16 protein-coding genes are annotated in these 18,478 nt (G+C 72.4%); 9 read left to right on the top strand and 7 right to left on the bottom strand.

All coding sequences use genetic code 11. The annotated features are described in order from the left end of the window. The 4 genes from ACIQLL_RS11840 to ACIQLL_RS11825 are packed head-to-tail and all read right to left on the bottom strand — an operon-like array spanning position 1 to position 5,712. Positions 1–1,197: a glycosyltransferase gene (locus ACIQLL_RS11840; RefSeq protein WP_402467120.1), complete on the bottom strand. Its 1,197-nt coding sequence runs from the start codon at positions 1,195–1,197 to the stop codon at positions 1–3. Then, positions 1,194–2,279: a glycosyltransferase family 4 protein gene (locus ACIQLL_RS11835; RefSeq protein WP_402467117.1), complete on the bottom strand. Its 1,086-nt coding sequence runs from the start codon at positions 2,277–2,279 to the stop codon at positions 1,194–1,196. The genes ACIQLL_RS11840 and ACIQLL_RS11835 overlap by 4 nt, the downstream gene beginning before the upstream one ends. After that, the gene (locus ACIQLL_RS11830; RefSeq protein WP_402467114.1) at positions 2,276–3,688 is read right to left on the bottom strand and encodes an O-antigen ligase family protein; all 1,413 of its coding nucleotides are present in this window, start codon (positions 3,686–3,688) and stop codon (positions 2,276–2,278) included. The genes ACIQLL_RS11835 and ACIQLL_RS11830 overlap by 4 nt, the downstream gene beginning before the upstream one ends. After that, positions 3,685–5,712, bottom strand: coding sequence for a glycosyltransferase (locus ACIQLL_RS11825; RefSeq protein ID WP_402467112.1), 2,028 nt, complete (start codon positions 5,710–5,712; stop codon positions 3,685–3,687). The genes ACIQLL_RS11830 and ACIQLL_RS11825 overlap by 4 nt, the downstream gene beginning before the upstream one ends. Before the next feature lie 199 nt (positions 5,713–5,911). Here ACIQLL_RS11825 and ACIQLL_RS11820 point away from each other — a divergent pair, with 199 nt between their 5' ends. Both ACIQLL_RS11820 and ACIQLL_RS11815 read left to right on the top strand, forming a co-directional pair. Then, positions 5,912–6,934, top strand: a complete 1,023-nt coding sequence (locus tag ACIQLL_RS11820; protein ID WP_402467109.1) for an NAD-dependent epimerase/dehydratase family protein — start codon at positions 5,912–5,914, stop codon at positions 6,932–6,934. 47 nt (positions 6,935–6,981) lie between these two features. Beyond that, entirely contained in the window at positions 6,982–8,166 is a 1,185-nt protein-coding gene (locus tag ACIQLL_RS11815; RefSeq protein ID WP_402467107.1) for a class I SAM-dependent methyltransferase, read from the top strand. A 75-nt stretch (positions 8,167–8,241) separates the two neighbouring features. Here ACIQLL_RS11815 and rfbC read toward each other — a convergent pair whose 3' ends face one another. Beyond that, positions 8,242–8,790, bottom strand: a complete 549-nt coding sequence (gene rfbC, locus ACIQLL_RS11810; RefSeq protein ID WP_402467105.1) for a dTDP-4-dehydrorhamnose 3,5-epimerase — start codon at positions 8,788–8,790, stop codon at positions 8,242–8,244. A gap of 167 nt (positions 8,791–8,957) precedes the next feature. Here rfbC and ACIQLL_RS11805 point away from each other — a divergent pair, with 167 nt between their 5' ends. Genes ACIQLL_RS11805 through ACIQLL_RS11775 form a run of 7 tightly spaced genes read left to right on the top strand, consistent with a single transcriptional unit; the run spans position 8,958 to position 16,697 of the window. Next, a complete protein-coding gene (locus ACIQLL_RS11805; RefSeq protein WP_402467102.1) occupies positions 8,958–10,430 on the top strand; it encodes a glutamate-1-semialdehyde 2,1-aminomutase in 1,473 nt (490 codons plus the stop codon). Next, positions 10,427–11,320, top strand: coding sequence for a glycosyltransferase family protein (locus ACIQLL_RS11800; protein ID WP_402467100.1), 894 nt, complete (start codon positions 10,427–10,429; stop codon positions 11,318–11,320). The genes ACIQLL_RS11805 and ACIQLL_RS11800 overlap by 4 nt, the downstream gene beginning before the upstream one ends. Then, complete coding sequence (locus ACIQLL_RS11795; RefSeq protein ID WP_402467098.1) at positions 11,317–11,976, top strand: PIG-L deacetylase family protein; 660 nt, start codon at positions 11,317–11,319, stop codon at positions 11,974–11,976. Before ACIQLL_RS11800 ends, ACIQLL_RS11795 begins: the two co-directional genes overlap by 4 nt. After that, positions 11,973–13,172 carry a polysaccharide pyruvyl transferase family protein gene (locus ACIQLL_RS11790; protein ID WP_402467095.1) on the top strand — a complete coding sequence of 400 codons (1,200 nt, stop codon included), beginning with the start codon at positions 11,973–11,975 and terminating at the stop codon, positions 13,170–13,172. Before ACIQLL_RS11795 ends, ACIQLL_RS11790 begins: the two co-directional genes overlap by 4 nt. Next, positions 13,169–14,086, top strand: a complete 918-nt coding sequence (locus ACIQLL_RS11785) for a glycosyltransferase family 2 protein (protein WP_402467093.1) — start codon at positions 13,169–13,171, stop codon at positions 14,084–14,086. The genes ACIQLL_RS11790 and ACIQLL_RS11785 overlap by 4 nt, the downstream gene beginning before the upstream one ends. Beyond that, on the top strand, positions 14,083–15,276 hold the full coding sequence (locus ACIQLL_RS11780) for a polysaccharide pyruvyl transferase family protein (RefSeq protein WP_402467090.1): 1,194 nt from the start codon (positions 14,083–14,085) through the stop codon (positions 15,274–15,276). Before ACIQLL_RS11785 ends, ACIQLL_RS11780 begins: the two co-directional genes overlap by 4 nt. Beyond that, positions 15,273–16,697, top strand: a complete 1,425-nt coding sequence (locus ACIQLL_RS11775; protein ID WP_402467088.1) for an apiosidase-like domain-containing protein — start codon at positions 15,273–15,275, stop codon at positions 16,695–16,697. The genes ACIQLL_RS11780 and ACIQLL_RS11775 overlap by 4 nt, the downstream gene beginning before the upstream one ends. A 22-nt stretch (positions 16,698–16,719) precedes the next feature. On the opposite strand, the gene ACIQLL_RS11770 is transcribed toward ACIQLL_RS11775, so the two are convergent. Together ACIQLL_RS11770 and ACIQLL_RS11765 are read right to left on the bottom strand one after the other, a co-directional pair. Beyond that, a complete protein-coding gene (locus tag ACIQLL_RS11770; protein ID WP_402467086.1) occupies positions 16,720–17,640 on the bottom strand; it encodes a glycosyltransferase in 921 nt (306 codons plus the stop codon). Beyond that, complete coding sequence (locus tag ACIQLL_RS11765) at positions 17,640–18,476, bottom strand: ABC transporter permease (RefSeq protein ID WP_402467084.1); 837 nt, start codon at positions 18,474–18,476, stop codon at positions 17,640–17,642. The genes ACIQLL_RS11770 and ACIQLL_RS11765 overlap by 1 nt, the downstream gene beginning before the upstream one ends. Positions 18,477–18,478 lie beyond the last annotated feature (2 nt).

Below are 18,478 nucleotides of genomic sequence, written 5' to 3'. Positions count from 1 at the left end.
TCAGCCGGTCCTGCCGACTCCGGCACGGCCGTCGGCCGCACCGCCCCGGCGCCGTTCCCGTGCCGTCCTGACCTCGTCCACGACCCGCGCCATCCGAGCGGCCTGGCCCGTCCAGGTCGGCAGGTCGCTCGGGACGTCGCGCGCCGGGGGCGCGACCCTGGTGGCGGCCAGGGTCGCCTCGGGAAAACGCGCACTGTCGACGGCCATGACCCGCCTGTCGGTGCTGTCGCGGAACCCCGCCACCTGCGTGGACACCACCGGCCTGCCCACGGCGCGGTACTCGTAGAGCTTGATGGGGTCGAGGCTGTCGGTGAACGCGTTCACCACGTGGGGCACCACGAGGGCGTCCGCGTGCTGCAGGTAGGCCGGAACCTCGTTCCACGGTCGTGGACCCAGGAGCGCGACGCCGGCCGACCTCAGGCGGTCCTCGTCGGGCGTGCCGAGAGCCGACGGGCCGACGAGGGTGAGCGTGGCCTCCCGACCGAGAGCCTCGGCCGTGCGGACGCACAGGTCGACGTCGAGGCGGTCGGCGTGCAACGTGCCGACGTACAGCGCGGTACGTCCGGCCGGCAGGTCGGCGGGCCGGGGGGCCGGCCGCACGTAACGTCCCACGTCGACGCCGTTGGTGAGCAGCGTGACGGGGCGGTCGGTGCCCTTGCTCGCCGCCAGTGCGGGCGAGCAGACCGTCACCGCTGCGGCCCCGGCCAGGACCCGCCGTTCCGCACTCGCGAGCCGGCGGTGCTCGGCCGGGGCGCGGTCGGCGGCGAGCCAGTCGTCGGTCACGTCGTAGAGCACCGGCCAGTCCGTCGCCTCGAGCAGATCGACGCCCACCAGGTCGTTGATCCACAGCGTCGGCGTGCTGAATCCCAGCCGACGAGCGGCCCGCACCACCGACCGCGCGCGGCGTCGGTCCCCACCAGCGGCGATGCGCCGGGGCAGGAGCTTCGTCGGGCGCACGGTGTGCAGCCTGCCCGGCCCCACGCCGTCGACGGCGGCGATCTGCCGCACGGGCCGGCCGAGCCCCGGTCGGCGACGGCTGAGGAGGTCGTGCAGCGGGTCGGCCGGAGGCTCGACGAACAGCACGCGCAGCCCGGGATCGGCGCGCAGCATCTCCGCGACGAGATACTGGTTGCGGCGCCAGACCTCGTTCCACGACTCGAGCGAGACGACGACGATCTCGTGGCCGGTGCCGCTCATGCCCGCACCGCGGGGCGAGACCTGGTCCGCGGCGTCCGGGCGGCACGCAGGACCCGACGGTAGACGTCCGTCGTGGCGCTCGCCTGAGCGGCGAGGGTGAACCGCTGTCGCTGCCGGGTCAGGGCACGCGCGGCCACGGCGTCGCGCAACCCCGGGTCCGCCCCGAGGACGGCCAGGGCGTCACCGGTGGCGTCCGCCTCGCCGGCAGGTGCCAGGCACGCCCGGCCGACGCCGTCGAGGAGCTCCAGGTGACCACCGGCGGCCGAGGCGACGACCGGAAGACCGGCGGCCATCGCCTCCAGGACGCTGAGGCCGAGGCCCTCGACGGGGCACGGCGCGACGAGCATCCCGGCCGAACGCATGAGCTCCGCGACGTCGGCGCGGTGCCCGAGGAAACGGACGCTGGTACCCGGGAGGATCCCGAGGGACGAGGCGAGCCGCTCCAGGCGCTCGCGCTCTGCGCCGTCGCCGGCGACGTCGAGCGTCCAGCCCTCCGCGGCGAGGCCGGACTGCGCGAACGCGCGGATCGCGACGTCGCTGCGCTTCTCCGGCTGGAGCCGTTGCGCGAGCAGCACGGTCCGGCCGCGCTCGCGGGCCGCGGGCCCCGGTGGCGCGGCGTCCAGTCCGGCCGGGACGACGGCCGAGGATCCGTCGATGCCGGCAGCGACGTACCGCGAGATCGCGATCTGAGCGTCGACCCGATGCCGGGCGACGGCGGCGACGACCGGGCCGGTGACCCCGTGCCCGCGCGTCAGGGCGAAGTGCCGGGTGCTCACCACGGCGGGTCGGCCGCGGGGCCTTCCCGCCAGTGCGAGGGTGGCGGCGATCTCGGCCGCCGTCATGTGCACGTGCACGACGTCCGCCAGGTCGCGGTGCTGGCGCAGGTCGCGAACCAGCTCGCTGATCGACCCGGCGGACGCGTGCGTGGCCCGAGACCCGTCCAGCTCGCGGACCATCGCGTCCGTGGCGCCACCGGCGACGTGGACGTCGAGCCCGGCGGCGCTCTGGGCCCGCGCGAGCCGAGCGACGTGGCGCTCGACCCCCGCGAACGCGTCGGAGACCACCGCGTGCAGGATCCTCATCGCCGGACCTCCGCTGCACGGCGCTCGTCGCGGGACGGTGCCGCCGGCTCGTCGTCCCGCCCCGCGGCGGCCGCGGCCTCGGACGGCCCGGCCCGGTCCTCGAGGGCCTCGTCCTCGGTCCCGTCCTGCAGGTCCCGGCCGGTCGGCGGCCCGGCGGCGTGCCGGGCCTGCACCCCCAGGCAGACACCGGCCAGCAGGAACGGGACCGAGGACTGGATCGCCACCCAGAACAGGTCGAACTGCGCCTGGACGAGCCGCGAGGCGACCAGGGCGAGCGCGAGCGACCCGTAGCGCCGGTCCATGCGCCACAGCACCACGAACATCCCGGCGAACATCACGAGGAAGCCGGCCAGTCCGACGGCTCCGGCCGAGGTGAGCACCTCCAGCTCGGCGTTGGGCGGCTGGAACTCGTAGTCGGTACGTCCGGCGGTCCACCAGCGCAGGCCGACGCCGAAGGCGGGGTTCTGGTTCCACACCGACAGGGCCTGTTCGTACCAGGTGAGCCGCTGGTAGGCGGAGTTGAACTCGTTGCCAGACTCGAGCTGGTCGTTGACCAGCGTGAGAACGTAGACGCCCGCGACCGCGACGGCGAGCAGGATGAGCTTGGAGTGCCGACGTCCGGGTTCCGGTCGTAGCACGAGGATCACCAGGGCGACCGCCAGACCCACCATGGCCTGGCGCGCCTGCGAGGCGACGACGGCGGCGGTGCAGAGCCAGAACATGGGCAGTGCCCAGCGCTTGGTCCATCCCATCCAGGACGGCCGTGCGTAGGCCACGACCGCGGCGAACGCGACGACGTCGCCGACGAAGTTCTTGTGCATGCCGAACGGCCAGGTCGGGTACACCGCCCCGAAGTTCCCTGCTGCGACCTGGCCGGCCCACTGCACGAGCGTCGACACCGCGAGAACTCCGCACGCCGCCAGGAACAACGTCATCCCGAGGCGCGCATGACCGCTGCGCCCCACGGCCCACCCGACGACCAGCGCCCCGCTGATCAGCACCCAGGCATGGAACCACTCGACGGTGTTGGCCTGGTAGGGGTTGGCGATGACGGTGAAGATCGTCGCCACCTGATACAGGGCGTTGAGCCAGAGCATCGATCGCATCGGCCGGGAGAAGGGGCGGGGTGCGAACACGAGAGCGATCCAGAACGCCCCGAACAGCACGATGTCGGAGATGGTCAGGTCGATCCCCCCGGCGCCGAAGCGCTCGACGATCACGACGGCCGGCATCGCCAGCACCGGCAGCGACATCGGATCGTGGAAGAGGAGCCCGCAGGCCAGGATCGCGACGGCGGCCAGGCCCGCGTACTGCTGGTCGAGGACCGACGCGGCCCCGAGGACGACGAGCACGACGGCGACGGCGACGGCGACCAGCATCAGCCCGGCGGAACGGCCGAGGCGCCTCATGCCGCCACCTCGCAGCGACCGTCGGCGCGCTTCGCGGCCGAGACCGGCCCGCGGAGGTAGAGCCCGAGACGGCGGCGGGCCTCGGCGCCCCGCTCGCCGGGGAGCAGCAGGCCACGCACCGCAGAGCCGGTGATCTGGGCGAGGCGCGCCGCGGTCCACCCGGCCGACCCGAAGTGCTTGCGCAGGTAGCGCTCCTGGGAGGCGTGGAACATGCGCTCGCGGCCGGCCGGGTCGGCGCTGGTGGCGCCACCGAGGTGCAGCGCCCGGGTGTCGTCCGCGACGACGTGCCGCCAGCGCGCCGTGCTCGCGCGATAGGCCCAGTCGGTCTCCTCCGCGTACAGGAAGAAGCGCTCGTCGAACGGTCCCACCTCGGCCAGGGCATCCGCGGACAGCAGCAGCACCGATCCGATGACGAACGTGCCACGGCGCCCGTCATTGAGCAGGCGTCCGAGCCCGAGCGCCTCGGCCCAGGAGCGGACCGGTGACGGGAAGGGCCATGCGACCCGCGCGGGCCTGCCGGCGGCGTCGACCTGGGCCGGGCCGACGCTCGCGACGTCGTCCCGGGTGTGCAGCACCTCCTGCAGCCGGACCACGACGTCGGCATCGACCACGGCGTCCGGGTTGAGCAGCAGCACGTCGGAGTCCGTGGACCGTCGGTGCGCCAGTCCGGTGTTGACGCCCCCGGCGAAGCCGAGGTTCCGACCGGGGTCGAGGTAGGTGGCGTCGAAGTGTTCGGCGACGGCGCGGATCTCGGGCAGCGAGGAGTTGTCGACGACCGTCAGCGGGAACTTGCCGGCCAACGGCTCGAGCGCCCGGCGCAGGAGGTCGGGCCGGCCGTAGGCGACGACGAGCACCTCGGGCAGCGGCCGGTCCCCGACATCTTGCGGACCGTCGACGACGTCGCGGTACAGCCGGTCGTACCGTGCGGCGACCCGGGGCCAGGAGCAGGAGCGGGCCCGTGCGAGGCCTCCCGCGCGCAGCCGGTCGGCGAGGCCGGGCTCCGTGCCGACCCGCAGCAGGGCGGTCCGCAGCGCGTCGGCGTCGCCGGGCGGGACGAGCAGCCCTCCGGCCGGTTCGCCGCCGGGGGCGCCGTCGTCGCCGACGACGTCGGGCAGCGCCCCCGAGCGCGAGACGACGACGGGGACGCCGCACCCCATCGCTTCGACCACGACCCGCCCGAACTGTTCCACCCAGCCCGGGGTGTCCAGGGACGGCACGGCGAGGACGTCCAGGCCGCGGTAGAACTCGACGAGGGCCGGCCCCGACAGCGAGCCGTGCCACCGCACGCGGGCGCTGGAGTCCGCCGCCTCGGCGACCAGGTCGCGCAGGGGGCCGTCCCCGGCGACGTCCAGGTGCAGCCGCTCGTCCGCGGCCACGGCGTCGAGCAGCACGGTGACGCCCTTGTGCGCCGCGAGCCGGCCGGCGTACCCGACGTGCACCGCCTGCGGGCCGGCATCCGGCGGGGCGGCCCGGGTCGTGCCGGACGCCTGGTCGGCCAGCTCGACACCGAGCGGGATCGTCGCCACGACGCCGCGGGCACCCTTGCGCCGCAGGATCTGCCCCGCACGGTCGTTGCAGACCGAGATCCCCGCCGCGCTGCGCAGCGCAGCACGCTCGAGGGCGCGGAACGGCCACGGGTAGCGCTTGGCGATGTTCTGGGCGGAGTAGAGCACGACCGGTGGTGCGGAGCGTCGGGAGAGCGTGGCCCGCAGGCGCAGCAACGCGAGCACCTCGGCCGTGGCCAGGGCGAACGGCTCCTCGTGCACGTCGACCACGTCCCACGGCTCGCCCAGCGCGCGCCACAGCGGCCCGGGGGAGTACAGGAACAGTGCGGGATGCCGGCCCCACGTCGCCACACCGCGCACCGGCTCCCCGGCGCGGGGCTCGAGGCGGACCCGACGGCCTCCCTCGTCCCACACGCGCGCGGACACCAGCCGCACGTCGTGGCCGAGCGCACGCAGCTCGCGCTCCCGCTCGCGCCAGGCGTCGACGACGGCGCTGTGCGAGACGCGCAGGATCCTCATGGTCCGATCCTCACGTGCCGACGCTCCCGGCGGAACGTCGATCCGGCTCAATCACCCGGTGGCCGGCCGTTTTCACCCGGCCAGGACCTGACGGTCGCCGCGCGCACTCGTTAGCGTCGAAGTCGCGGGCGTCATGTCCGCCCTCACGTGGCCTGGCGACGGGTGCACGACACAGCAGGCCGCAGATCGGGAGATTGCCATGAGAGTGCTCGTCGACGGTGACCGTGGGTATATCGGAGCGGTGCTCGTTCCCTTCCTGCAGGAGGCGGGTCACGAGGTGGTCGGGCTCGACGCCGGCTGGTACGACGGCTGCGACTTCGGGTCCCCGGTGGGCGGGTACGAGCAGCGCACCGGTGATGTCAGGGATGCGCAGCCCGAGGATCTCGAGGGGTTCGACGCCGTGATCCACCTCGCGGCCATCTCCAACGACCCGTTGGGTCACCTCAACCCCGAGGCCACGTACTCCGTCAACACCGACGGTGCCGTGCACATGGCGAAGGCGGCCAAGGCTGCAGGCGTCACCCGGTTCCTGTTCTCGTCGTCCTGCTCCTTGTACGGTGCCGCCGGTGACGCGCCCGTCGACGAGAACGCCGGGTTCCACCCCGTGACGCCCTACGGCGAGTCGAAGATCAGGTCGGAGCAGGCCCTGACGGAACTCGCCGACGACAGCTTCTCGCCCACCTACCTGCGCAACGCCACCGCCTACGGCTCGTCGCGTCGGCTGCGCGCCGACATCGTCGTCAACAACCTCACCGGCACGGCGTTCACCCGCGGTGAGGTCCGGCTCGCGTCCGACGGGTCGCCCTGGCGTCCGCTCGTGCACGTGGAGGACATCTCACGGGCGTTCCTCGCCGCGCTCGAGGCACCCCGCGAGGTGGTCCACGACCAGGCGTTCAACGTGGGCCGCGACGAGGACGTGGTGCAGATCCGTACCGTGGCCGAGCAGGTCAGCGAGATCACCGGGGCTCCCGTGACGTTCGCCGAGGGCGCCGGCGCCGACGCGCGCAACTACCGCGTGGACTTCACGAAGATCCGGGAGCAGCTGCCCGCCGCCGCGCCTCGATGGACCGTCCCGGACGGGATCCGGGAGATCTGGAAGGACGCCGGAGACCGTGGTCTGACGGCGGAGGACTTCGAGGGCGAGCGATTCGTCCGCCTCGAACGCATCCGCCGCCTGGCGAACACCGGTCGGCTCGACCTGGCGACCCTTCGCCTGAGCTGACCGAGCGCACGAGACATCCGACCCGGACGAAGAACCTGGAGCACCCGATGACCGACATCGCGACGTCCGCCTCGACCCCGCAGAGCGCGGCGGACGAGTCACTGCCCGACAGCGACTGGCGGGACCGCTGGAACGGCTCTCCCGAGGGCGTGGTCGTCCTCGACCTCGGGATGCAGCCACCGGCCGACCTCTTCCCCGCCCCGTCCGACGCCACGCCCGACCCGGAGCACCCTCTGCGCATGGTGCTCGGCACGTCGACGGGCCTGGCACAGCTCGAGGCCGACCCCACGACGCCGGAGGAGCCGCGGGGGGTCGAACCCGCTGCGCTCGTCGCCCAGGCGGAGGCGGCCGTCGACCAGGCGGAGGCGGCCGGGTTCGTCCGCCGGGGCACGCGCGTCCTGGAGTACCCGAGCCCGCACGGTGGCAGCTGGGTCGATCAGCTGGCCCGGCGCGACATGGTCGAGGTCACCGAGGGTCCCGCGGAACTCATCGTCGACATCTTCGGCATGATGCACGACGCCGACCAGCGGGCCGCTCTGGTCGAGCGTCGTGACCGGCTGGCGGACGACGGGGTCCTCCTCATGCAGTACCACACGCTCGCGGCGATCATGCGGGGCGGGATCTGGAACGCGCTGCGCCACGGGCACTTCGCCTACTACTCGACGCCCGCCCTGGTGCGCATGGCGGCGGACGTCGGGCTCACGGCCGTCGGGGCCTGGGAGTACCGGTTGTACGGGGGCACCATCATGCTGGCCCTCGCCAAGGACGGCTCCCGCTGGGGCGAGCAGTCGCCGGACGTCACGGCCATGATCGAACGCGAGACGGCGGAGGGAGTCCTCGAACCCTCGTCGGTGGCCGGGCTCGGCACCGCGTTGCGCGAGTCCGTCGCGGCGATCGGCGAGTACCTGGCCGACACCACGGCGCGTGGACTGCGCGTGGCGGGCTACGGTGCTGCCTCCCGCACCTCGGCGCTCCTGCGGGCGTCGGGGATCGAGGCGACGGACGTCGTGGCGATCGCGGACGCCTCGACGGCCAAGCACGGCCGGACGATGCCGGGCAACCGCATCCCCATCGTCTCGCCCGACGACCTCGTCGGGCTCCGGCCCGAGCGGGTGCTGCTGTTCGTGCCCGATCTGCTCGACGAGGTGCGTCGTGCACTGCCGCAGGTCGAGGCGAACGGTGGACGGTGGGTCGTCCTGGACCCGATGCCCCGCGAGGTCGAACCCGTCTGACCCGACGACGAAGGGCCGGGACGCCGTGGGCGTCCCGGCCCTTCGTCCTGGGGCCAGCTGTGTGGCCCCGCTGCGTCAGCGGCCCAGGGACGCCCGGAAGTCGGCCCACGACGTGGCGTGGCGGTCGCGCTCGCTCACGATCGTCACGGGGGCGGGCCACGGCACGGCGAGGTCGGGGTCGTCGAAGCTCACGGTGACGTCCTCGTCCGGTCCGTAGAAGTCGTCCATGCGGTAGACGAAGTCCGTGACCGAGGTGAGTGCCTGGTACCCGTGCAGGAATCCTCGGGGGATGTACACCTGCCGGCAGAGCTGGTCGTCCAGGAGGAACGTCTCCATCTGCCCGAACGTGGGCGAGTCGGGGCGGGCGTCGATCGCGACGTCGAGCACCGCGCCGTGCGCGCAGCGCACCAGCTTGGCCTCGCCCTTGTTCGACCGGCCGTGCAGACCGCGGACCACGCCCTGATAGGACCGTGACTGGTTCTCCTGCTTGAAACCCGCAGGGTCGATGCCTGCCTCGGCCATGACCGCCACGTCGAAGGTGCGCGAGAAGTAGCCGCGCTCGTCGCGGTGCGGAGTCGGCTCGAAGACGACGAGCCCGGGGATGGACGTCTCGGTGATCTTCATGGCTCATACGCTAGGACGGCTGGGCCGAGTCCGGCTGAGGCCGAGCGGATGAAATCCGGCGGCGGGAGCCGGTCGGCCGGGTGAACTTGGGGCTCCCGCCTTCCACCGCTCGTGGGCCGGTGCGCAGACTTGGACCGTTCAGGGCTTCCACGGCGAGGAGCAACGAGATGACCCAGGTCGCAGCAAACCCCACACCAGGTCTCCTTTCGGAGCCGGACCTCACGCCGAAGGGCTTCACGGCCTCGGCCGCAGCGCAGCGGCGGCTGCACGAGCTGGTCCCGGGCGGTGCGCACACCTATGCACGGGGCTCCGACCAGTACCCCGAGCACATGGCGCCCGTCCTGGTGCGCGGCGACGGCGCACGGGTGCAGGACCTCGACGGCAACTGGTTCGTCGAGTACGGCATGGGCCTGCGGGCGGTCACGCTCGGGCACGGCTACCGTCCCGTGGTCGAAGCCGTCACGCGAGCGGCCGCGGACGGAGTGAACTTCTCCCGGCCGACGGTGTGGGAGCTGCGGGCCGCGGAACGGTTCCTCGACCAGGTGCCGGGCGCCGAGATGGTGAAGTTCGCCAAGAACGGCTCCGACGTCACCACGGCTGCGGTCAAGCTCGCACGCGTCGCGACCGGACGCGACCTCGTCGCGATCTGCAGCACGCAGCCCTTCTTCTCCACCGACGACTGGTTCGTCTCGACGACGGCGATGTCCGCCGGGATCCCCCAGGCCCACCGCGACCTGACGGTCGGCTTCCGGTACAACGACCTGGACTCCGTGCGGGCGATGCTCGACGCACATCCCGGCCAGGTGGCGGCCCTGATCCTGGAGCAGGCCACCGCGACGGCGGAGCCCGCGCCCGGATTCCTCGAAGGCCTGCGCGAGCTCGCCGACCGCGAGGGCTTCGTGCTGATCTTCGACGAGATGATCACCGGGATGCGCTGGGCGGCCGGCGGGGCGCAGTCCGTCTACGGCGTCGTCCCGGACCTCTCGACCTGGGGCAAGGCCCTCGGCAACGGCTTCTCCGTCTCGGCGCTCGCGGGCCGCGCCGACCTCATGGAGGTGGGCGGGCTCAACACGGACGTGTCACGCGCGTTCCTGCTCTCGACCACGCACGGAGCGGAGACGACCGGGCTGGCCGCCTACCTGGCCGTCGCCGACGCGTACGCCGAGCGCGACGTCGTCGGGGTCATGGAGACGCAGGGGGAGCGGCTGCGCACCGGCGTCGAGGAGGCCGTGGCCGATGCGGGGATGTCCGATCACGTGACGGTCATGGGCCGGGCGTCGTGCCTGGTCTTCGGCACGCGCGACCACGAGGGCAACCCGTCGCAGGCGTTCCGCACGCTGTTCCTGCAGGAGCTGCTCTCGCGGGGCGTGCTGGCCCAGTCGTTCGTGATCTCGGCGGCGCACACCGATGCCGACGTCGACCGGACGGTGGAGGCCGTGCGCGGCGCGCTGTCCGTCTACGCGCGGGCTGTCAGCGCGGGGACCACCGAAGGACTCCTGCGGGGCAGGCCCGTGGCGCCGGCGATGCGCGAGCTGGCCGCCCCGCGCAGATTGCCGGACGCGCTTCCGCGGTCCGGGACCAGCACGAGCGAGGAGGCCGGCGACGCTGCCGGTCGGGCGACGACGGAGGTCGGGTCATGAAGGTCGTACTGTTCTGCGGCGGACTGGGGATGCGCATGCGCTCCGGTTCGGAGTCGCTGCCCAAGCCGATGACCTCGATCGGATCACGCCCCGTCCTGTGGCACATCATGAAGTACTACGCACACTTCGGGCACACGGAGTTCATCCTGTGCCTCGGGTACGGCGCGACGGCCGTCAAGGACTACTTCCTGAACTACTCCGAGACGCACTCCAACGACTTCGTCCTGACGAAGGGCGGGGAGCAGATCGAGCTGCTCGCGAGCGACATCAGCGACTGGCGCATCACGTTCGTCGACACCGGTATCGACACGCCGATCGGGGAGCGACTGCGGCGGGTGCGTCCGTACCTGGAGGACGACGACGTCTTCCTCGCGAACTACGGCGACGTGCTCACCGACGCGCCGATGAACGAGATCATCGACGAGCTGGTCGCCACGGACGCCGTCGGCTCCCTGCTGGCGGTGCCGCCCCAGGACTCGTTCCACGTCGTGCGGTACGACGCGGACGGCACGATGCGCGACCTCGAGCCCGTGGCCGGCATGAGCATGTGCATCAACGGCGGCTACTTCGTGCTGCGCCAGGGCATCTTCGACTACCTGGACGAGGGCGACGACCTGGTCATGAACGGGTGCGTCGGCGCGGCCCGTGACGGACGGTTCCGCGCCGTGGGCTACGACGGGTTCTGGGCGCCCATGGACACCCTGAAGGAACGCAACATGCTCGAGGAGATGGACCGGCGCGGCCACCGGCCCTGGGCCGTGTGGGAGCACCCCGCCGGCACGCTGCGCCCCCTCACCGCCAGCCCCTCCACCCCTGCGGCCGTGGCGCCCGTCCCGGCAGCGGACCGCGACCTCGCGCCGGCGCTGAGCGGGTCGAGCACGGCACGATGATCGGGCTCGGGCTGCCGGAGGGGAACCTGCGGGTGCTGTGCGTCGCGGCGCACCCCGACGACGTCGAGATCGCCTGCGGCGGCACCCTCCTGGCGCTCGCGGCGCGCGGGGGGGCGCAGGTCGTCGTGGCGACCCTCACCGGGAGCCCCGAACGGCGTGCCGAGGCCGAGGCGGCGGCCCAGGCGTTCAGTCCCGGGGCGACGAGCCGGTTCTGGTCGCTGGCCGACGGCCGGCTCCCGGAGCACTGGGGTGCCGTCAAGGACGCTCTGGAGGGCCTCGCCCGCGAGCTCGAGCCGGACGGAAGGATCGACCTGGTGCTCGCGCCCAGCCCGCAGGACGCGCACCAGGACCATCGGCTCGTCGGGGAGCTGGTGCCCACCGTGTGGCGCGACGCGCTGGTGCTCGAGTACGAGATCCCGAAGTGGGACGGCGATCTGCGCCGTGTGACGACGTACGTCCCGGTCGGCTCCGCGGACGCGCGCCGCAAGGTCGAGCTGTTGTCCAAGCACTATCCCTCCCAGACCGGCCGCGACTGGTGGGACGACGAGACCTTCCTGGGTCTGATGCGCCTGCGGGGGATGGAGTGCCGGTCGACGTACGCCGAGGGGTTCACTGTGCGCAAGCAGCGCCTGGATCTGGGGGCGGGCACGTCATGACCACCCGGGTGGCGCTGCTGGCGGAGCTGGGTGTGAGCAGCATCGGCAACGACGCATCGGCGGCACAGGTGATCGGCATGCTCGAGGCCGGTCCGGGCGATGTCGACGTGACGATCCTCAGCCGCGAACCGGCCGCCGCGCAGAAGGTGCTCGGCCAGCCTGCGTGGGATGCCCGAGCGGCGTGGACCTATCGCGGTCCGCTGCACGCTTCCGGCGTAGCGAAGGTCGTTCGCCTCGCTCTGGACCTGATGCACCTGCTGCGTATCGCGGGCCGTTTCGACGCGATCATCGTCCCCGGCACGGGTGCGCTCGAGGCGGGCCACGGAGGCCTGCCCCGAGGGACGCTCCTCTCGCTGCTCCTCGCCGGCGTGGCGGCTCGGTGCCGACGCACCCCCTACGTGTGGCTCGCCGTCGGGGGAAGTCGGTACACCCGTCGGCTGACCCGGTGGACCGTACGTGCAGCCGCAGCAACGGCGTGCGTCCGCTCGTACCGTGACGTGGTCACGCTCGAGGCCGTTCGATCTGCGGGTGTGGATACGTCCCGGGACGTGCTGATGGAAGACGTCGTGACCGGTCGGGCAAGTGTCCCCTCGCCCGGGCCGGGAGCCGCTGACGGTCCCGTGGTGGTGAGCGTCATCGACGTTCCGTCCGCCTCCGGTGCGGCCCAGGCGACGGATGACGAGCGTCGGCGATATCGCGGCGAGATGAGCCGTTTCGTCGCGGCCCTTCTCGACCGCGGGGAGCGGGTGCACGTCGTCGTGTCCGATGCCGCGGACGTGGCCGTGGCGCGCCAGGTGGTCGAGGAGGCCACGAGAGACAAGGCCTCAGCAACCGTCACGCTGCGGGTGCCGCGCAGCTTCGACGAGTTGCTGCGGGAGCTCGCGGGTGCGCGAGCAGTCGTCGGCAGCCGGTTCCACATCCTGATCGCCGCCGCGTTGAACTCGATCCCCTTCGTGGCGGTCGAGCACGCGGACAAGGTCGGGATCCTGTCGGAAGACCTGGGGCTCGGCGCCTACCGGGTCGGCGTCCACACCTTCCGACCCGAGGAGCTCGTCGGGTCGCTCGACGCGCTGCTCGACAAGCGCGACGCGTTGTCGCGCGACATCCGATCGTGGATCGACGCCGCGCGGGAACAGACGCTGCAGGGTTACGACGAGGTGCTGGCCAGGCTCGCGAGCAGGGGAGTGACCACATGACCGCCCCACCGCGTGTCACGATCGGCGTACCGGTCTACGACGGCGAGCGCTACCTGCCCCGGGCGCTGGCGGCGCTGGAGAGGCAGGACGTCGACGACTTCGCCGTCGTGGTGGCGGACAACGCGTCCACGGACGGCACCCAGGAGATCGCCCGCGCCGTCGCGGCTCGCGACCCCCGGTTCTCCTACGTGCGGCACGAGGTGAACATCGGTGGCGGGCGCAACGCGGCGTGGCTGCTCGACCACGCGCGCTCGCCGCTGTTCGCCTGGGCGTACCACGACGACGTGCGCGAGGAGACGTGGCTGCGCCGTAGCGTCGAGGTGCTCGACGACGCGGGCACGGGGGCGGTGTGCGCCGTCCCGCGGGTGGTGCTCGTCGACCCGCAGGACCGGGAGGTGGGCGAGCACCAGGACGGTGACGCCGAGCTGGCCGAGGGCTTGGCGGCAGCGACCCCGCACCGGCGCTTGGCCACAGTGCTGCGGCGCATGGTCGGCCAGGTCGGCTTCGGCCTGATGCGCACGGCTGCGGCCCGTGCGGCGGGCGGCATCAAGGTCTCGACGGCGGGCGAGATGGTGCTGCCCGCGGCGCTCGCCCTGTCCGGACGCCTCGAGGTGGTGCCCGAGCGCGGGCTGCTGCACATCCGCGCCCACGAGGAACGGCATGGCGGGGACCGCGCCTCGGAGGCCGCCTGGGTGAACCCGAACCGTCCGCGCACGGTGTTCCCCTACTCGCGGTCGACGGCGCTGCTGCTCCACGCGGTGGCAGCGGCCCCCCTCGACGTCGCGGAGCGCGCCCGGTGCGTCGCCACCGTGCTCGGCCGCTGGACCGTGCCCGGGTGGCGCTCCATCGCCGGGGACCTCGTCCGGCTGCCTCAGGACGTCGGGATCGTGGGGAACCGCCGGAGGACCGCATGAGGCCGGCGCGGCGGGTCGCATTCTTCGGCGAGACGGGCACCGGCAACTACGGGAACGAGGCCTCGCTGGCCGCCGGGCTGCGCCTGCTCGACGGCACGGACGCCCGGCCGCTGGCTGTGGCGCAGCTGCCCGCCGTCGTCGCCGCCGAGCACGGCGTCGAGGCGGTGGAGATCCGGTACCCGAGCGGCCCGCGCCACGGGCTGAGCAGCCTGTGGGGTCGCGTGGCCGACGTCGCGCACCTGGGGCGTACGGTGCGTTCGGTGGACGCCGTCGTCATCCCCGGGACGGGCATCTTCGAGGGCGAGGGGCAGCGCCCGCGCGGGATCGCGTTCTCGCTGTTCTGGCTCGCCGCATGGTCACGACTGCTGCGCCGACCGCTGCTACTGCTCAGCGTGGGAGTCGACGCCTGCGGCTCCTGGGGCGTGCGGTGGTTCTTCGCACGGACGCTCGCGTGGGCGGACGTCGTGACCGTGCGCGACGAGGGGTCCGCCAGGGCGCTCGTGGAGCTCGGAGTGCGTCGCACCGTCACGGTGGTGCCCGATCTCGTGCTGTCCCGAGATCCTGTCGCCACCGCACCCTCGCCCGGCAGCGTGGAGACCGACCCCGTGGTGGCCGTCGGCGTCATGGACTGGGGCGGCACCGAGCGCGACACGGATCGCGAGACGTACACGGGCCGGTGCGTCGACCTGGTGCGAGCGTTGCTCGACGTGGGTGTGCGGGTCCGGGTGGTCACGGGTGAGGAGCTGGACCTGCGGGTCGCCCGCGAGACGGCGGCACGGGTGGTCGACGACGACCCGGGGGCGGCCGTCGAGCTGAGCGAGGCACGCACGGTGGAGCAGGTCGCCCACGCGCTCGGGGGGTGCCACGCCATGGTCGCCACGCGGTACCACAACCTGGTCGCCGCGGTGAGCGAGGGGGTACCCGTCGTCGCGACGGGCTATTCCGGCAAGCAGGCGGCGCTCGCCGCGCACTACGCTCCACCCGGCACGGGCGACGAGCGGGCGCACGATCGCGACTCGTACGATCTCGCGACCGTCGTCGCCCAGGTGCGCCAGATCTTGGCCGACTACACCGCCGAGTCGTCGCACGTGCGGGCCGTCGCCGCCAACGACCGCGCGGCGGTGCGGGAGCAGGACGACCGGGTCCGGGCGGCGCTCGGTCTGCGGTCGGCCGAGCGGTTCGTGCCATGAGGCGCCTCATCGTCGTGCTGGTCCTCGTCGCCGTCGCCCTCGGTGGTGCTGCCGTCGTCTACCGGGAGCTGAGACCGGCCACGCCGACCCAGGACGGCTGGTACGAGAGGCCACCGGCCGCCGGCGCGCCGCTGAGGTCCGTCGAGCCGTCCACGGCCCGCAGCACCGCGGACGGCCGGCCCCGCTTCGTCACGGCCGTCTCGGCCGACGGGCGGTCGTTCGTCGACCAGGACGGCACGCCGATCCTGGTGGCCGGGGACGCTCCGTGGTCCTTGCTGGTGGACCTGCTGCCCGACGAGGCGGAGACCTATCTGACCGCCCGCTCGGACCAGGGCTTCAACACGCTCGTCGTCTCGTTGCTGGGCAACCCGGCCAACGGGGGACCGTCGGCCGACGGCGCGACCGTGGACGGGCTGCTGCCCTTCGCCGACGGCGACGTCACCCGGTGGAACGCCGCGTACTGGGATCGGGCGCACGCGACGCTGGAGCGTGCCGCCGAGCTCGGGCTCACGGTGCTGCTCTACCCGGTGGACAGCTGGACGATCGACGAACCCTTCGGGTCGCCGTCGGTCGACGTCTGCCGGGAGTACGGAGCGATGGTGGGCGCGTGGGCGGCCGACCTGCCGAACATCCTGTGGATGGCAGGTGGCGACTACACGCCGGACGCGGACGACGACGCGTGCCTCGAGGCGGTGCAGGCGGGTATCCGCTCCACGGGCGACGACCGTCCGTTCTCGGCCCAGCTGATCTCCGTGCGCTTCGCGGGGCAGGATCCGCACTGGGGGCCGCTCGTCGACTGGGACTTCGTCTACACCTACCAACCGGTCTACGAGGCGGTCCGCGAGGCGTACGACGCCGCGCCGGTGCGCCCCGCCCTGCTGGGGGAGACGAACTACGAGGGCGAGAACAACATGGGCGACGAGCCCACCACGACGGAGACCCTGCGGCGCCAGGTGCTGTGGGCGATCACGTCCGGTTCTCCGGGTGACGTCTACGGCACCGACGACTGGGAGTTCCTGCCCGGGTGGCAGGACCGGTTGCACTCGCAGGGCGCCCAGCAGGTGGCCCGGATCCGTGACGTCGTGGCCTCCCTGCCGTGGTGGACGCTCGTCCCCGACTCCGGCGATCTGCTGACCGGTGGCATCGGCGGCAACCCGGACGCCTCCGACCAGCTCGAGACCGACCTGGCGACGGCGGCCGTGAGCCCCGACGGCGACCTTGCCCTCGTCTACGTCCCCACGGACCGCACGATCACGCTCGATGTCGACCGGCTGGCGGAGGGTGCGGGTGCGTGGTGGGTCGACCCGACGACGGGCGAGGCCACGTCGACGAACCCTGCCGCGACCATGACGACACCGGGTGCCAACGCCGGCGGTGATCACGACTGGCTGCTCGTGCTCGGAACCCACGCTGTCGGATGAGCCGGGCGCGGGCGTTCCGCAGTCAGCCGCTGCTGCTCCGCCGGGTGCGGTTCCGGAGGCGCCGCACGGCCTCGCCAGTGGCGGCCCGCGTGTCGAGACGCACGGCGCGGGCGAGCATGCGGGCAGCACCCGGGACACGTCCGCGGCGCAGCCGGTCGAAACCCTCGCCCACGGAGTCCACGGCGTCGTGCGCGTCCAGAGCGGCGAGATTGGCGCGGACGTCCACGAGGACGCCCGGATCCGGGTGCTGCTCCGCACCCCACAGCTGCATGCCGATCATGCGGCGCGCCCAGTCGTACACCTCAGTCAAGTTGTCGTGGGTCGTGTTGGAGCCGTGTCGACGGTAGAGGGTGAGCACCTCAGGAACGGCAAGAATGCGCGAGTACTGCAGCATCCGGAACGTGAGGTCGGTGTCCTCGGCGTAGGCGAGAGCGGGGTTGAACCCGCCGACACGTAGCAGCGCAGTGCGTCGGTAGACGAACGAGACGAGGTTGGGGAAGGGATAGTGGCCGGACAACAGGTCGTGCGCCGACTCATCCTGTGCGATGAAATGGTGTCCCTGACGCCGACCACGAGAATCGATGACATCGATCGACGAGTACGCAGCGCCCGCAGCAGGGTCGGCGTCGAGAAGGTCCACCAGCACTCGGAGCCGGTCTGGCAACCACACGTCGTCGTCGTCCAGGAACGTCACATACTCGCCACGAGCGAGTGCTGCGCCATGATTGAGCGGAATCGACACGACGTGGCCCGACTCCTGCACCACGTCCGCGCCCGGGATCATTCCGACCACCTCGCGCACGCCGGCCGGGTCGGGCGAACCATTGTCCATGACGACGAGGTGCCAATCGGTGAACGATTGATCCTTGACACTCTGCAAGGCCTCGGCGAGATAGGGCGAGACACGGTTGGTCGACATGACCACCGTCACGCGTGCGTCCATCAGATCAGATCCGCGAACTCGCGCTCGCGCCGCTGGAAGATCAGCAGCCCCACCACCACGGCAAGCACCGACGCCGCAACGAGCCCCGCCACCTGCCAGACCGGCGGCGCCTGGGTGCCGAGCATGGCCCAGCGGAAGCACTCCATGAGCCAGGTCAGCGGGTTGATCTCGAACCACCACGACAGGCCGGCCGGGACGGCATCCAGGGAGTAGGCGACCGGGGTCGCGTACATGAGTACCTGCACCAACCAGGGCAGCACATACTGCACGTCGCGGTACTTGACCATGATCGCTGACGAGGCGAGGCCTAGACCAGACCCGAGAGCGAGGGCGCAGAGGGTCCAAAGCGGCAGACCGAGCACGGCCCATCCCGGGTTGACGCCGTTGACGGCGAGCAGTACCCCGAACAGTGCGAGTGACACCCCGAAGTCGAGCAGCACGGACAGCATGGTCGACAGCGGCACGACGACGCGCGGGAAGAAGACCTTGGACACCAGCTGCTGGTTGGCCACCAGGGACGGCGCGGCCCGGGTGAGCACCCCGGAGAAGACGGTCCACGCGGCTGTTCCGGCGAAGGCGAAGAGGAAGTACGGCACACCGCCCGTGGGCAGGCCGGCGACCCGGCCGAAGACGACGGCGAAGATCGCCGCCGTGACCAGCGGCTGCAGCACCACCCACGCCACTCCGATCGCCGTCTGCCGATACCGCAGCACGACGTCGCGAACTCCGAAGCGGTAGAAGATCTCGCGCGCCTCCCACAGCTCTCGCCACCGTGGCACGTTGAGCTTGCGAGGCGGGGTGATGACGATCTTCGTGGTGGTCCTGGATGCGCTCACGC

This window comes from Isoptericola aurantiacus (assembly GCF_044769875.1).
GTDB classification, from domain to species: Bacteria; Actinomycetota; Actinomycetes; order Actinomycetales; family Cellulomonadaceae; genus Isoptericola; species Isoptericola aurantiacus.
This window is presented reverse-complemented; position numbering and strand designations above follow the sequence as displayed.

Excerpts from the sequence above, each read along its gene's own strand:
- ACIQLL_RS11840 (WP_402467120.1), bottom strand. The coding sequence starts at position 1,197 with ATGAGCGGCACCGGCCACGAGATCGTCGTCGTCTCGCTCGAGTCGTGG.
- ACIQLL_RS11835 (WP_402467117.1), bottom strand. The coding sequence starts at position 2,279 with ATGAGGATCCTGCACGCGGTGGTCTCCGACGCGTTCGCGGGGGTCGAG.
- ACIQLL_RS11830 (WP_402467114.1), bottom strand. The coding sequence starts at position 3,688 with ATGAGGCGCCTCGGCCGTTCCGCCGGGCTGATGCTGGTCGCCGTCGCC.
- ACIQLL_RS11825 (WP_402467112.1), bottom strand. The coding sequence starts at position 5,712 with ATGAGGATCCTGCGCGTCTCGCACAGCGCCGTCGTCGACGCCTGGCGC.
- ACIQLL_RS11820 (WP_402467109.1), top strand. The coding sequence starts at position 5,912 with ATGAGAGTGCTCGTCGACGGTGACCGTGGGTATATCGGAGCGGTGCTC.
- ACIQLL_RS11815 (WP_402467107.1), top strand. The coding sequence starts at position 6,982 with ATGACCGACATCGCGACGTCCGCCTCGACCCCGCAGAGCGCGGCGGAC.
- rfbC (WP_402467105.1), bottom strand. The coding sequence starts at position 8,790 with ATGAAGATCACCGAGACGTCCATCCCCGGGCTCGTCGTCTTCGAGCCG.
- ACIQLL_RS11805 (WP_402467102.1), top strand. The coding sequence starts at position 8,958 with ATGACCCAGGTCGCAGCAAACCCCACACCAGGTCTCCTTTCGGAGCCG.
- ACIQLL_RS11800 (WP_402467100.1), top strand. The coding sequence starts at position 10,427 with ATGAAGGTCGTACTGTTCTGCGGCGGACTGGGGATGCGCATGCGCTCC.
- ACIQLL_RS11795 (WP_402467098.1), top strand. The coding sequence starts at position 11,317 with ATGATCGGGCTCGGGCTGCCGGAGGGGAACCTGCGGGTGCTGTGCGTC.
- ACIQLL_RS11790 (WP_402467095.1), top strand. The coding sequence starts at position 11,973 with ATGACCACCCGGGTGGCGCTGCTGGCGGAGCTGGGTGTGAGCAGCATC.
- ACIQLL_RS11785 (WP_402467093.1), top strand. The coding sequence starts at position 13,169 with ATGACCGCCCCACCGCGTGTCACGATCGGCGTACCGGTCTACGACGGC.
- ACIQLL_RS11780 (WP_402467090.1), top strand. The coding sequence starts at position 14,083 with ATGAGGCCGGCGCGGCGGGTCGCATTCTTCGGCGAGACGGGCACCGGC.
- ACIQLL_RS11775 (WP_402467088.1), top strand. The coding sequence starts at position 15,273 with ATGAGGCGCCTCATCGTCGTGCTGGTCCTCGTCGCCGTCGCCCTCGGT.
- ACIQLL_RS11770 (WP_402467086.1), bottom strand. The coding sequence starts at position 17,640 with ATGGACGCACGCGTGACGGTGGTCATGTCGACCAACCGTGTCTCGCCC.